This is a genomic window from Andreprevotia lacus DSM 23236 (assembly GCF_900176275.1).
GTDB lineage: Bacteria > Pseudomonadota > Gammaproteobacteria > Burkholderiales > Chitinibacteraceae > Andreprevotia > Andreprevotia lacus.
The window spans coordinates 1-12,672 of record NZ_FWXD01000034.1; the positions used below are offsets into that span (position 1 = coordinate 1).

Annotated in this window: 21 protein-coding genes; 9 read left to right on the forward strand and 12 right to left on the reverse strand. The window is 56.0% G+C overall.

The features are described 5' to 3' along the window. The 3 genes from B9A19_RS23165 to B9A19_RS22290 all read left to right on the forward strand — a co-directional run. On the forward strand, positions 1-188 hold a 188-nt coding region (locus tag B9A19_RS23165; RefSeq protein ID WP_139798982.1), incomplete at its 5' end, for a transposase. A gap of 225 nt (positions 189-413) precedes the next feature. Beyond that, a complete protein-coding gene (locus B9A19_RS22285; RefSeq protein ID WP_139798983.1) occupies positions 414-806 on the forward strand; it encodes a hypothetical protein in 393 nt (130 codons plus the stop codon). A gap of 477 nt (positions 807-1,283) precedes the next feature. After that, positions 1,284-1,829, forward strand: coding sequence for a hypothetical protein (locus B9A19_RS22290; protein WP_139798984.1), 546 nt, complete (start codon positions 1,284-1,286; stop codon positions 1,827-1,829). Here the strand turns inward: B9A19_RS22290 and B9A19_RS18925 are convergent. After that, positions 1,826-2,281 carry a hypothetical protein gene (locus B9A19_RS18925; protein WP_139798985.1) on the reverse strand — a complete coding sequence of 152 codons (456 nt, stop codon included), beginning with the start codon at positions 2,279-2,281 and terminating at the stop codon, positions 1,826-1,828. The genes B9A19_RS22290 and B9A19_RS18925 overlap by 4 nt on opposite strands. A gap of 231 nt (positions 2,282-2,512) precedes the next feature. On the opposite strand from B9A19_RS18925, the gene B9A19_RS22295 reads away from it, so the two are divergent. Then, positions 2,513-2,884: a hypothetical protein gene (locus B9A19_RS22295; protein WP_139798986.1), complete on the forward strand. Its 372-nt coding sequence runs from the start codon at positions 2,513-2,515 to the stop codon at positions 2,882-2,884. A 27-nt stretch (positions 2,885-2,911) separates the two neighbouring features. Here the strand turns inward: B9A19_RS22295 and B9A19_RS22300 are convergent, their stop codons facing one another. From B9A19_RS22300 to B9A19_RS18940, 3 genes are read right to left on the reverse strand one after another with little or no spacing between them, the layout of a single operon-like run. Further along, positions 2,912-3,136: a hypothetical protein gene (locus B9A19_RS22300; protein ID WP_139798987.1), complete on the reverse strand. Its 225-nt coding sequence runs from the start codon at positions 3,134-3,136 to the stop codon at positions 2,912-2,914. 9 nt (positions 3,137-3,145) lie between these two features. Continuing rightward, entirely contained in the window at positions 3,146-3,334 is a 189-nt protein-coding gene (locus B9A19_RS18935; RefSeq protein ID WP_084092726.1) for a hypothetical protein, read from the reverse strand. A gap of 12 nt (positions 3,335-3,346) precedes the next feature. Beyond that, on the reverse strand, positions 3,347-3,859 hold the full coding sequence (locus tag B9A19_RS18940) for a hypothetical protein (protein WP_084092727.1): 513 nt from the start codon (positions 3,857-3,859) through the stop codon (positions 3,347-3,349). 83 nt (positions 3,860-3,942) lie between these two features. Between B9A19_RS18940 and B9A19_RS18945 the strand changes: the two genes are divergently transcribed. After that, entirely contained in the window at positions 3,943-4,278 is a 336-nt protein-coding gene (locus B9A19_RS18945; RefSeq protein WP_084092728.1) for a hypothetical protein, read from the forward strand. Here B9A19_RS18945 and B9A19_RS18950 read toward each other — a convergent pair. Together B9A19_RS18950 and B9A19_RS18955 are read right to left on the reverse strand one after the other, a co-directional pair. Further along, positions 4,250-4,783 carry a lysozyme gene (locus B9A19_RS18950; RefSeq protein ID WP_139798988.1) on the reverse strand — a complete coding sequence of 178 codons (534 nt, stop codon included), beginning with the start codon at positions 4,781-4,783 and terminating at the stop codon, positions 4,250-4,252. The two genes, B9A19_RS18945 and B9A19_RS18950, sit on opposite strands and share 29 nt — an antisense overlap. A 145-nt stretch (positions 4,784-4,928) precedes the next feature. Beyond that, complete coding sequence (locus B9A19_RS18955) at positions 4,929-5,705, reverse strand: metallophosphoesterase (protein ID WP_084092730.1); 777 nt, start codon at positions 5,703-5,705, stop codon at positions 4,929-4,931. 33 nt (positions 5,706-5,738) lie between these two features. On the opposite strand from B9A19_RS18955, the gene B9A19_RS18960 reads away from it, so the two are divergent. Then, a complete protein-coding gene (locus B9A19_RS18960; RefSeq protein ID WP_084092731.1) occupies positions 5,739-6,248 on the forward strand; it encodes a 3'-5' exoribonuclease in 510 nt (169 codons plus the stop codon). Here the strand turns inward: B9A19_RS18960 and B9A19_RS18965 are convergent. The 3 genes from B9A19_RS18965 to B9A19_RS18975 are packed head-to-tail and all read right to left on the reverse strand — an operon-like array spanning position 6,231 to position 7,595. Continuing rightward, a complete protein-coding gene (locus tag B9A19_RS18965) occupies positions 6,231-6,467 on the reverse strand; it encodes a BPSL0761 family protein (RefSeq protein WP_084092732.1) in 237 nt (78 codons plus the stop codon). The two genes, B9A19_RS18960 and B9A19_RS18965, sit on opposite strands and share 18 nt — an antisense overlap. Before the next feature lie 29 nt (positions 6,468-6,496). After that, the gene (locus B9A19_RS18970; RefSeq protein WP_139798989.1) at positions 6,497-7,150 is read right to left on the reverse strand and encodes a hypothetical protein; all 654 of its coding nucleotides are present in this window, start codon (positions 7,148-7,150) and stop codon (positions 6,497-6,499) included. Positions 7,151-7,169: 19 nt separating this feature from the next. Continuing rightward, positions 7,170-7,595 (reverse strand): hypothetical protein, encoded by a 426-nt coding sequence (locus tag B9A19_RS18975; RefSeq protein WP_084092734.1) that lies wholly within the window; start codon positions 7,593-7,595, stop codon positions 7,170-7,172. Between the two features lie 94 nt (positions 7,596-7,689). On the opposite strand from B9A19_RS18975, the gene B9A19_RS18980 reads away from it, so the two are divergent. After that, a complete protein-coding gene (locus B9A19_RS18980; RefSeq protein ID WP_084092735.1) occupies positions 7,690-7,986 on the forward strand; it encodes a helix-turn-helix domain-containing protein in 297 nt (98 codons plus the stop codon). A gap of 19 nt (positions 7,987-8,005) precedes the next feature. After that, entirely contained in the window at positions 8,006-8,458 is a 453-nt protein-coding gene (locus B9A19_RS18985) for a helix-turn-helix domain-containing protein (RefSeq protein ID WP_217807114.1), read from the forward strand. Positions 8,459-9,434: 976 nt separating this feature from the next. On the opposite strand, the gene B9A19_RS18995 is transcribed toward B9A19_RS18985, so the two are convergent. From B9A19_RS18995 to B9A19_RS19005, 3 genes are read right to left on the reverse strand one after another with little or no spacing between them, the layout of a single operon-like run. After that, complete coding sequence (locus B9A19_RS18995; RefSeq protein ID WP_084092737.1) at positions 9,435-10,175, reverse strand: hypothetical protein; 741 nt, start codon at positions 10,173-10,175, stop codon at positions 9,435-9,437. A 2-nt stretch (positions 10,176-10,177) separates the two neighbouring features. Further along, on the reverse strand, positions 10,178-10,546 hold the full coding sequence (locus B9A19_RS19000; protein ID WP_084092738.1) for a hypothetical protein: 369 nt from the start codon (positions 10,544-10,546) through the stop codon (positions 10,178-10,180). 2 nt (positions 10,547-10,548) lie between these two features. Continuing rightward, positions 10,549-11,529, reverse strand: a complete 981-nt coding sequence (locus B9A19_RS19005; protein ID WP_176217018.1) for a DNA-binding protein — start codon at positions 11,527-11,529, stop codon at positions 10,549-10,551. 377 nt (positions 11,530-11,906) lie between these two features. Here B9A19_RS19005 and B9A19_RS19010 point away from each other — a divergent pair, with 377 nt between their 5' ends. Next, complete coding sequence (locus B9A19_RS19010) at positions 11,907-12,659, forward strand: hypothetical protein (protein WP_084092740.1); 753 nt, start codon at positions 11,907-11,909, stop codon at positions 12,657-12,659. Positions 12,660-12,672: the final 13 nt, after the last annotated feature.

The following is a 12,672-nucleotide window of genomic DNA, read 5'->3' on the forward strand; positions in this document are numbered from 1 at the left end:
AGGGGTATGCCCTGAGTTTGCGCCGTCGGAAGATGATCGAAGAGGCGTTTGGTTGGATCAAGACGGTGGGTGGCTTGCGCAAAACGCGACACAAGGGGCTGGAGAAGCTCTCCGGGCAGGCCTTGTTCACCTTTGCGGCCTACAACCTGACACGGTTGCTGAATCTGATGCGGCCAGCGGTGGCATAGGGATCAGTCCGTCTGCCAGTTGGCCGTTGCAGAGGGAGGGGGTGAAATACCCGGCAAGATTGGCCTTGGCGTGCTTCCGGCGCCGAAAAAAATAAGGGGAAGAACATAATTCGCAGGAAGTGGGGAGTTTCTCACCAGCCTGCTAAGCCTGTTCCCCACTCAGTTACAGCTTCTGCTTCGTCCCCTGCTGTCATTGCTGCATCCGATGCTAGCGGTATTTTTGGTGTGACTATTCCGCCCATTAATCCGACCTCTGCTCCGTACAAGACATTTCGTAATGGTAAGGTCGTTCCTGGTTCTGAGCGTGATCAGCTGGACCCGCTCGCGGACGTTTCTGGTCGTGCTCGCCTGGCTGGATTTGTCCAGGGACACTCTGGTGCGATGGCTGGTGTTATTGAGTGGCTTGACGATACGTATCACGTCCAGCAGCAGTTTAGCTTTGCTCAGCTTGTCGATCTTGGTTTCACGATTGTGCCGCGTGCTGACGGCGTAATGCTGACTCATCCGGGCGGCGCCACCGAGTTCGTTTCTGCTTGGCCTATTGATCCTGTCGGCAAAGTTGCCCAGGTGCAGAGTCAGTCCATAAACACGCGCGATCAGCGTTATGGAATACAGTGATGCGCCTCCTCTTGATTGTTTTGCTTCTCGCTGGCTGCGCGGGCCTTCCAGAGAAACCCGAGCTCGAACGTCGTGCTGATTTTGCTAAGTGGTTCCGCTCGTTCGAAGGTACAATTACCGTAACGCGTTACGATAAATAGGTGCGCTGTGGCCAGACACAAAAACGACCAGGTTACGCTCGAGCTGCCCGGCCTACCTGCGCGCCGTGGCCGTCCACCCACCGGCAAGGCCATGACGAACGCCCAGCGCCAGAAAGCCTACCGCGCTCGACTGAAAGCCAAACAAGCCGCATCGCCAGCAGACTAGGGGGCCTTTGCCCGGCCTCTGAGTCTGGCCGGCGTATTTGCCGGCTGGACGATCTTAGGCCGGCTTGGCCGAGAATCGGCCTAGCCCCGATGTATCATCAGCCGTAACGGGCGTCCGTTACGGCGTATCAGTTTTGTGTCAGACTCCGGGCAAACACTTCCGGGGTGTCTGATGCGTCTTTTCCTGTCTGTGCTTCTTTCTATGGCCATCATCTTCGGGGCCTATCAATACCGCCTCTATCAGGTGCGTAATCAGCCGGCCCAGCTTGAGGCAGTTCACCCGCCTCAAGGTGTTAAGGTGACTTATGTCGACCCTTCTCCGCTGCCTGAAACTGGACGAAACGAAGAGGTCAACATCCGGCCTCCGGCCGAAATCACTGTTCACCATTGCCGTGGTGTAGCCGGCGATACCTTCACGGATCAGCCGTGCGCCAAAGATGAGCAATCCCAGGACTACAAGCTGCACCAGCCAAACATTGCTGCCCCGGTTAAGCCGGCAACGGATCAGCGTAGCGAGTTCGTTCGAGAGGATCGGGGCGGGCAATCGCTGGTCACCCTTGATCCTGCAACGTGCCGCGAGCAAAAGGAAAAATTCCAGCGCAGTGCCCGGTTATACGGCACGCCGCAGTGGACCTCCTATGAGCAACGCAGGATCACGGAGGTTCGGCAGCGTGTCGCGGGCACTGATTGCTTTGTCTCCGGTTGGTGGCCTGCCTAGCCTCCGAATAGGTTCGCCACCATCAGCCCGACGCGCGCCTCAAGCCCGCACTGGCGCTTGTAGAACGCAAGCTGCCGCTGCAGTGATTCGATTAGATCAGCCTGCTTTTCGCACAGGGCGCGGTCGAGCCGGTAATGCTCGATGAACTCAAGCTCGTAGATGTTCGGCGCGTGTTTGAACTCACCATCAGGCGGCACAAAACGTTCCTCCACGAATCGCCAGCCACCCCAGGGGCCTAGATGATCCGGCACGCGGCCCAGTGTGCGCAGCATCAGCAGCTGATACGCCATCCATGGCAGCGGCTCGCGGCCGGTCTGCCAGCGCTCAACTGTAGCTGGTGGCACGGCACACAGCATGCATATCTCCGACACCGGTACGTCGTACACGCAGTGCATCAGATCGAATGAGCTGCAGGGGAATTCGGCACGGGGGAATGAGCTTCGTTTGTTCATGGGCTACCCAGAAATGAAAAACCCGCCGAAGCGGGTTTGTGGTTTCTGTGAGACAAATCCGCATCAGCCGACAGAAGGTAGCTGCAAATTTTTAGCCCTAAGCTGGCGTGTAACAGACCAAGCCAACTTAACATAATATACATTATAGGAAGTAACTGATTTGATTGTGTCAGGTTTGTTACGGTACTATCTTCGGCGAAATTTACCGTTCGTCTGAAATAAAACTACAAAATGCAGAAATATCACAAGTCCCGCTTTTTCGACCCCAAAACTGTATCACTCTCACAACTCGTCGCAGCAGGCCGCGCACGCGCTACCGCACTACGTCAATCGTTCGGTGTAGTCCGGGGCGCAAAGCCCGACATGGCGGATATGGAATACTGGTATCTGTTCATCGCCAGCGTCTATTTCCCGCCCGGCAGCCGGCGCAATATGCTGGCGCAGCGCGACGATGTGTGTAATCGCATCCTGCGCTTGAAGCGCGATGGTCAGTGGCCGCCCACACCGCGCGATCCCTCGTTGCTGCACCTGTTCTATACGGCGTTTCCCAGCTATCCGCAGCCGATGCCCAAAAACAGGTTTAGCCACCTGATCCGGCCATGAAAAAAGCCCCGCAGTTGCGGGGCTTTGTCATATCCAGACCGGGCTGGACGTTGAGCCGGAAAACGACATGCTGTCCAGCTTCGGCCACTGGTTGGCGCCTGGCCGTACTGGCTGAATCGTTGCATCAGGTGGCCGCGCCGGGCCGCTGCTGGTTGCCTGCCGTTTCTTCACCCAGTCATAGACCAGCATCGCAGCGACGCCGCCCGCAACCGTGACTACCAACGCCGTCAACACACCGCCGCTACGTGCCATGCCTACCCCTTACTGTGCCGCTGCCGGCGCGGTTGCTTCGGGAAGAAACACACCCAGCAGAGCGGCCACCGCTGGGCCGGCCGTGCTGATGTGCGTCAGCGTGTCCGGGTTGGCATGCACCACAGCGCCGAGCGCGGCGATTGCTGCCCACGTGGACGGCTCGCGGAAACGAGCCAAAAATGCCTTGAACTTATCCATTACTACCCCCTGTTATGGCCCGATCCCGAACCCTAGGTCGTCGCCTGTTGGGTACGGGTTGGCCGGTTTACTGTCCGAACTGAACAGCTTCTGAAAAAAGCCCGGCGCTGGCTTCGGCTCGATGCCGACCGCCTGCCGGTATTGATGCACTGCAGACCCGGCCAGATTGGCCCGGACTGCGACATAGAGGCCGACCCCCGGCACGGCATCAAGCTGCACCGTGGCCGTGGACGGCATGTAGCTCATAAGGATGCTTTCCTCGACTGGGCCACCCGGACTCACGCCGGTCAGGCCGCGCACGGATTGCAGCCACTGAATTTCAGCGACGGTACGTGTCTTTGCCAGCCAATCCGACCCGGCCGCTTTGCCCGTTTCGTACAGCGCTGTTCCGGTGGCCTGCGCCACGTCCAGCGCGACTTTGCCCACGTCTGCCGCCACGCCACGCACGCCGCGCAGGTACAGGTACAGCGCCAGTGCGCCGGCACCGTACAGCACCCACTTGGCTTGCTTGTCGCTCAATCCCATGTTGCCCCCATCACACCCACACCGCGCCCTGCGCCGGCCGTGCTACATTCAGCAGCACGAACCACCATTTTTCGATTGCCACCATGATTCGCCGCATTGCAGCCCTCTCCTTTTTTGTCCTGGCCCCAGCATTTGCCGCTGATGCAGAAGGTCTTGACCTGCTGAAGCTCGCCAAGGACAAGCTGTCCAACTGTTCGTCCGCTTCCTGCGCGACTGTCATTGCAAAGCTCGAAGTTGAGCCCCTTGCGAAGCGCGCCGGCATGACCGAGAAGGACTTGACCAAGCTTGCCGCCACGACTCGTCGCCAGAACCCCGACAACAAGTGCGGCATGCGCGGTTGCTGGGAATACGTATATGCGGCTCGCCTTGTCGATCAGACGGAAAGCGCCCTTACTCGTACGAACCCTGAAGATAAATAGCCGCCTCTTTCTCCCGGCGCTTCTTCAAACCCGGATACACACTAAACGGCGCACTCGATGACTGCGCCGTTTTTATTGTCGCAGCAGCTTCAATATGCTTGCCCTGATTCACCAGCGGAATTACCAAGCTCTTGCACAGGCCCGGCGCATTGAATGCCATGCTGACCAATGCATCAAACTGCAATTGCGTCAGCGACACATTCACCCACGAATTAACCTTGTCTTCGCCTTCGCGCTTTACATCAGCATCAAATAGCGAATTCGCTTGTTGCTCCGTTATGCTTCGAACATTTCCATACGGGTAATACGGCTCGCCCTTTTTGATCTTGTGACCATACCCGACTGTCCAATCTCCATTCCCCTTTCGGGTTTCGTAGGGGGGCAACCGGGATGAAGCCATTTTTTCCACATTTAACACATTAACTAATTGATTTTTAATGAATTTAGGAGTGTTTTTGCTACCCAAAACTGTACATTCATCGTCGTCATCGTCGAAAAATGACAATGTCCGGGCGTGCCTTTCGAGCAGACTTCGGCGCTGTGCCCAAGGGGATACACCGGAATGAAGCAAAAACTAGGGCATTCCGTGGCTAATCAGTTGAAATATTGAGAATTTTTCCGTGGAGGCAGCGTCAATGCATTTTGCGCTCTCACATCGAAATCATAAACATCGGATCAAAGTGCGTGTTTTCGGGCAAACGCCCCGGTAATTTGTAGCCTCTCGGGTTGCATAGGACCCGGCAGTCACCGATTTGATAGTCGAAACTGTCATGGGTGTGGCCATGAATCCAGAGGTCGGCTTGGCCGACGAGATCGTCCAACCTGCTCGCGAATCCCGGCGAAAGCCAATCGCCTTGGAAGCGGCTTGCGACGCTGAGTGCGCTCGGCAAGTGATGTGTAATCACCACCTTCTTCGTCTCGCTTTCCTGAGCCAATTCATGCGCCAACCAAGTCCGCGCTTCTATGTGTAAGCGCTCACTATCCTGCGTGGTAAACAGGCGTTGTGGCCATTGTTCTTCGATGCTGATTAGGCCACCAAAATCCGACAGCCCTCTTCCCACGTCGCGATGAGCCTGAGCGCGGCTCGATGGATCGTCTCCGTTGAGCGCAAAGTCGGTCCATAGGGTCGTGCCGAAGAACGTAACATCATCAATGCGCACGCTTTGTCGTTCCAGCAGATGCAAATTCGGCCGGCTGGACGCGGCTTCACGCAATGCCTGTAGCACGCCGTAGTATTCTCCCCGATAGAATTCGTGGTTGCCGAGGACGTAGATCACCGGCAATCCTGGAAATTGCTCATCGATCCACGGAATAGCCTGGGTGCCAACGTGGATGTCGCCGGCGAGAATGATCACGTCTGCCCGCTGTACATCGATCTGCAACGGGGAAAACTCAAGATGCAGGTCGCTGAGGATGAGTAGGTTCATGTGCTGGGCTCAATTCAATGGAGCGATCTATCGATGCTGATCTTCGTGGATACCGAGTTCACCGACTTCATTCAGTGTGAGTTGATCAGTATCGGTCTCGTGAGTGAGGACGAGCAGTATTCGTTGTACCTGGAGGTCTCTGATTTTGAGCGTGCCCTGTGCAACGCATTCGTACAGAGTGCGGTCTTGCCGCAGTTAGGCCAGTCTTCCACCGCAACGATGCCGAAGAGCGACGTTCAGGCCGCTCTGTTGACTTGGTTCGCTCGTTTGCCTAGCGAGGTCTCCTTGGCCGTTGATTCGCAATACGACCTTGATCTGCTCCAAGACATCGTGGGTGGGCAATGGCCAACCGGTGTATCGAGCTGGGTCGATTTGCGCCCTATGGCGACGACCGCTGCGTTCAAGCAAGCTATGGCGAACTACCATAACAACCCGGCGCGCCCTTGGCACCATGCGTTGCATGACGCATATGGTCTGCGCGCCGGCTGGTTGGCTTGGCAGGCGTCAAGTGATCCCGCCGTTGATTCAGCGGCTGTGGTTTAGGTCGGGCGCGTCGATGCTAAAAATCGGGTACACCGATGGATCGTTCACCTTATCCATCACCGCAGCGACCAGTTCGATGTCGTAGGGTCGCGGAAAATGGCGAGCCAGCCCAGCAGCTTCACGGCGAATACCTTCAGAGACGCCTTCGGCCGTGGCCAGCTTCTCCAGGAATTTGGCCGTGCGAAGTATCGCGGACGTTCTTTCGCTTGGTGTTGTCATCTAGCCCTCGTATCGTGTTGGGCAGGCTGCTACTTGGGGAAAAACACTGCGGTGGGTTGGACATCGAGCGAGCCTTCCGCCAGCTTATCGAATAGCAGGAACCACTTCCGGGCAGCGTCATAGTCCATTCTCACGAACAACTCTGGTGTGAAGATATCGTCGAGTTGCAGCGTCAGCCCGGTGTTGTTAATGGCATCCGCCTCTGAAATGGCCGTTTTGGCGAACGCGTGAGTCTGGTGGATGGGGCTGTAGTCGCGGGAAGCATATTCGCTGCTGCCGGATTGATAGGCGCTATACCGTTTGATCTTGTCGATGCTGAACTCGAATTTCTGCGGCCCCTTCTTCCGGTTCTTTTTCGGCAAAAGATGAACCGTGATCAGGCGTTTGCGCACATCGACCGCGATCGCACTGACATTGGTGTTATGGAAGTAGTCGGTGGTCGGCGTCAAAATCCCGGCCGCCATGTCGGTATGCATGCTCTTGGTCTTCTTCACGATGAAGCGCGTGAAAAGCAGGATGCAAACCAGCGGCAGGCTGGCCCCGATCCAGAACAGTGGCCAGCTCCCGTCCTCGGTCAGGCCGAAGCTGGTGACCACCCCTACGAACAACCCGCCCAAGGTCCACGCCGGCAAGGTGATCAGCGCCATAGCCACATAGGATTTTCGTGTTTCGAAAATTTCCATTTTTTCTATCCGTACTTGTTTAAAGAACGCGTTCCCAGCTGATCACCGCATGTCCTCTACCCACGCGCGTATCTCGGTATTGCTTATTGGCCCCGACGACATAGCGAGTCACGACTTGCGGGTCTTTGCTCCGTGTTCGACCCCGCCACACCTGCTGGAGGGGTTCGAGCGCCCATGGTCGCGAGCCATTCATCCACTCTGGGCTAACCAACATCATTTGCAGGCCTTCGATATCGATACCGACACGCGATTTCAGATCAGCAAGCTGCCGCAGGTCCGTCATCAGAACCGTTTCGAGAGCCCCTTTTTCCCGGATTTTTGTGAACGCACAGATGAACCAAGGCTGGGTCAAATTGAGGTGAATTGCTGTCCACACGCTCGTGCCGTCGTCATACATGGCGCTGAGGATCGGGTGGCGAGCAGCGATATGCGTCGTGAAAATCACAGATCACTTCCACAAATGAACACTATAGGGTGTAGTGCTATAGTGTGCGCAATGGCCTGATCACTGTCAAATTGAAGACAAGGCGGTGACAGGCATGAAGATCGAATTTGCCTTTGCCAAAGCGCTCAGGCGCTTACGCAAGGCAAAGAACATGACGCAGGAAGATTTTGGGGAAGTGTCCGGAAGGACTTACTTGAGCTCGCTTGAGCGCGGCCTGAAGAGCCCCACGCTCAACAAGATCGAGGAGCTGGCTGCCGCCATGGGGATTCAGCCGCTCACGCTGCTGCTCGCGACGTATGCAGAACGAACGCCGGATAAGCCACTGGTGGAGATCATTGCAGATTCGATGCGTGAGCTGGAGGCATTTTCCTCACCACCCGAAGAGAAGTAGCAGCGGTATCTGCAGGCTGTTGAAGGGCGTTTACGGGAAAACGTTAATGAATCTCGCTGAAAATTCTGCTGCCGAGCTGGCCAGCATGCAGGCACAGGCTCGGCAGTCGGTATTTGCGGATGGTGACTGGCTGAGCACCGCCCAGGTGGCCAAGTTCGCCGGGCTTGGTGCGAGCAGTCGGCAAGCCCAGCGTTGGAAGCGTGCTGGGCGCCTGTTTGCAGTACGTAGCAAAGGCCGTGACTACTTTCCGGCGTACGGATTGGATGCGCAGCATGATCACCGACCGTTGCCCGCACTTGCCGAAGTGCTACGGCTCTTGGCCGGAAACAAGACGGCCTGGCAGGTGGCCATCTGGTTCTCATCGGCCAACAGCTTCCTTGGCGGCAAACGCCCCAAGGACCTGCTCGCTACTGCCCCCGACCACGTCATCGCCGCAGCGGAAGACGAGCTGGTCGGCCCTGTGCATGGTTGAACAACAACGAATCGGACCTGCAGAACCGTAGACTAGCTTGTAACAGCGCATCCGGTATGGGCTAGCCAAACCTCTTGATCAGCTTCGGCCCATTGGCTGTTGGATCGAAATATTGCTTATATATGATGGGGACATGCCGGGATGAAGGGAAAATCTATACACATCGCCTAGAAGTTGATGATTTTAAACAACTTCCTATTTGAACGGTCGTTCTGCAAAATATGAAGAGGCCGCACGACGGCTGTATTGTTTGATGACCTCTAGTGCGCGAAACTAGGATGCTAAAAATAAAAAAAGGGACGGCAACCCGTCCCTTTCATCCTGCTCACTGCTTAACGGTTACTGTCCGGCGTCCTCTGCACCGGCACCCAAGTGTTCCCGGGTGCTGTGGTGGGTGGAAGTCGGTGATCATCAGGGACAGTCGCGTAGTTGTCCTTGAGACCACCTCGCGGGCCTTGTTCTTGAAAAATACCGCCGTCTTTACCGGTATTGCTACCGGGAGTCAAACCACTAGCCATCATAGATCTCCTGTAATGGCAGATTGTCGACGTCGGGCCCCCGCTACCGGCGAATGTACTTGGCAGCTCACCAAGAATTGCATTACATTTCGCCTGCATTTTCATTTGCAGGACCGCGGAGCTGTCGTTTACTCCGCAAAAAAGCCGTCAGGGTTGCCGCCTTGATGGCTTTTTCCGTTTCTGGCACTCCCGATACAAGAGTGCTAGTAGGCATGCTAGCGTTGTTCCCGATCCGGCGCAAGCGAAAAACACTAAATATGGGATTTTTGTTCCAAAAAACTACTATATGTAGTAGTAATGTTGGGTAAATGTGGTGGTGATGTTGTGGCTTTCATTGGATCGCGCACCAATCCGAATCACAATTCCCATCTACATCAATCAATCGTGGCCTCAACAACCGCTGGGTCGATCACGCTACGCTGGGACGCTTGGGGTGGGAATCTTGGCCGATACGCTCTTTAGTTGTGTTGCTTTTGCCCGTCCTGCCATCCCAGCAGCAACTGCTCCCCCTGATTGGTCAAATCTGCTATCAGGTTAGGTCTGTGCTTGTGAGCTTCCAGCCAGCTGGCATCTCGGCCTCGTGAGAAATAGTCGGCAGCCGCGAGGGAAATTTGCTTGGCATCTTCTGACGGCCACCATTGAGCTAGCACGTTGGCGCATTGCTCAAACTGTTCCGTTTCATTGGTCTGCGGCACAACGATTCGAGCGACCGCACGAAGACCAGCATCCCCCGAGGCTAAAACATAGCGGGTGCTCCCGCCCCGTTCTGCGCTGATTCGCCTGACAAAATCACTGATATGCGTCAGATCCCATGCCGCATTCTTGACCCCGTTAATTGCTCGCTGGCGGTCGAGTGAACGCAATGACTTGAACAGACCACTGCGCGGCGGTGAGAAAGGCGCGAAATAGATGCAGGCAAGCATCGCTGCTGGCCCAGCCAATATAAAGTCGTCATGCATCCACCGAAGCAGCTCCAAAACACGTTGAAGCGGAGGAAGGTCGGATAGCTCTAGCTCGGCAATCTTCAGGGCTGCGATATAGTTTCGCCGCCAACGGCTTAGCGGCTTGTCCAAACGATAGGATTCGATGTCGGTTGGCGGTTGAATGCTGATCGTTTGCTTTTGTTTGCCAAGTCCAAGAGCCACCCACTCCATCGCCGGGCTGTTATCTGCCGCACGAAACCACGCCAACTCGTCCAAGGCTAGATGTTGCCTTGATGAGGAGCAAGCTCATGAAACGAGATTGAAGGCTCAATCAGCATATCCACGCATTGAGCATAGGCTAGGATTGCTGCAGCCAATTTGTCGTGCTCATTCTCGACTCCACTACGCGCAACCTTCACGATGCGAGAAACGATGTTCCGATCGGGAAGAAGAACCGTTCCGCTTTGCTCAACATGCCGGCTGTAGAGAAAACCATCGGGGTTGTAGGTACCACATGGCGGCGGCAGGTAGCCGGGGACAAATACATCAGCCCGCTCCAGCAAGTCTGCTAGCTCGAACAGCTCGTCGTATGGAAAGTCTGGCGGCAAGCTGATCAGTACGTCCATGCATTCATCGGATATATCCATGCTCAGGCATTACTCCTGTCCAACAACCGCCCCAGCACTTCGGCTAGCAGTAGCTCCTTCTCATGAAGGCGGCCTTCCCAGCCCATGATCGCTTCTCGCTGCTGCTCGCATATCCCTTGTAGATTTGCGACGTCTTGCTCGCTACGCTGCAGTTTGCTCCGAAGCACTTCGTGATCCCGAGCCATGGCGCGCAGTGCGTCTAGCTCGGTAACTTGTTGGGCCCGCGCTGCTTCGTCCTTATGTTGCTGGGTACGCAGTTGCTGCTGTTCACTGGCCAAACGCGCTGCCTCACGGTTCAGCTGGATAATTTCGTCACCTTTCCCGATAAGGGTGTCGCGCAACTGGCGGTTTTCCAGCTGCAATTGTTGCAGCTGCTGGTCGTGCCGGCGCTGCTCATCTTCACGTTGCTGCTTGATTGCAGTTCGGTAGTGTTCCAAAGCCTCGCGTGCATGTTGGTGCTTTTCCTCCAGCGAGGCGACATGACGCTGGTTTTCGTTCAGGCGCTCCTTCAGGTCGTGTGCGTGCTGGCCAAGCCGTGTGTTTTCCAGTTGGCAGGCCTGCAACTGATCCCATGTCACGGCATGGGTAGCTTGCTCGGTAGCCAGCACTGCTTGCAATGACTGCAGCTGACTTTCCAGCGCCGCGACCTGGCCGTGAAGTTCCGTTGCAACCGCATGCTGTTCGGCCAATTGCCCTTGGTGCTGCGTGGTCAGCGCAATAACCCGCTCCTCTGCTTCTTCGTGCAGGCGGGCAGCCAAACGCCCCACCAAGTCCTGGACGGCGTCACTGGTCGCAACGCGCTTGCCGTCGCTGGCGTTACCTTCCTCTTCTTCCAGTTCTTTCAAGTAACGACTGATGGTGGTTTTCGAACCGGTGTTGCCGAGTTCGACGCGAACAGCATCGATGGATGGATGTTTGCCTTGCGCAATCAATGCGTCACGCGCCCGCTGCACCTCGGATTTGTAGACCCCACTGCGCGCCATGGCTTGTTCCTTCGATGAATTTCGTACCATGATACGTAATATGTAATTACATACCAAATAAACCCGATAGACGTGACAATTTTTCAAGGAAAATTAGACGTGATAATCAAGAATTATCACGTCTAATGGGCTGCGAGCAGGGCTAAGACCATGTTTGCCAGTACGAAATAGCATTTCCGGTATTTTGGGGCTTCGAGGGCCTCGCGCGTGCACGCCGCTGGTGGAACGAGTAGTATGCGAACACAGTCACGTCCGACTGAACCTGCTGCCGGGTTAAACGACGCTTTGCCCTTTCCCTCGACTTGATTGCTGACCATACCTATTCCTTCGGTTGGTGCGTAATCGGCAGACATCGACCATGCACAAAGGAATTTGGCATGTCCGAATCAACGTTCTTCATTTCCCTCGCGGCAGTACGCAATCTAAAGCATGAAGCTGAGCGCCACGGGTTTGGCATCTCCTCCGCACACCTGAGTGAAGCGATCGCAGCAGCGCTGGGCTTCAAAACGCATGCCGCGTTACGCGCATCGCTGGCTAGCAGGTCAACTGTGGAAGTACCCAAACCCAGCAATGTGCGTCTCATCCAGCGCCTTCGCGAACTGGGATATACCGGTTTCCCTGAAGGGGTGCAGCTTGTTCCGACGCTTGAGCAATCCTACTCGCCGTTCCGCAACCTCCCCCTCCGCAAGTCGAGGAGCGTACGTTGGACCGCCTGGCGGAATTTGATCGTGGCGGCTGTGAATGCCGGCATCGAGCAACGTCTGTTTGGGCTTTCTCCGGCTGAAAACTGGTGGCCGGGTGCCGCGCCAGATAGTCATGAGTGCGCCGGGCATACCTATCGCTTTACCGTCGATCAGACAGCCGCCGCAGCTTACGTAGACGCGATCAGCGGCGATGAATTGTCGGTCTACGTGGTTTTGAACCCACGTGACGAAAGCATCAAGCCGCATCTGTCTGGCGGACTGAGCCATGTTGATGCATATGCCCATGCTTGGATCGAACGCCGGCTAGGCGCCTGGATGCAAGATGGCGGGGAAGATTTCTCGTGCAAGCGAGCAGTACAAACGTGGCTTGCCCAATTGACGATCACCCCCAACGGGTATTCGGACCAGGGCAGCTTCATCTTGTAAGCGCTTTGCTGGA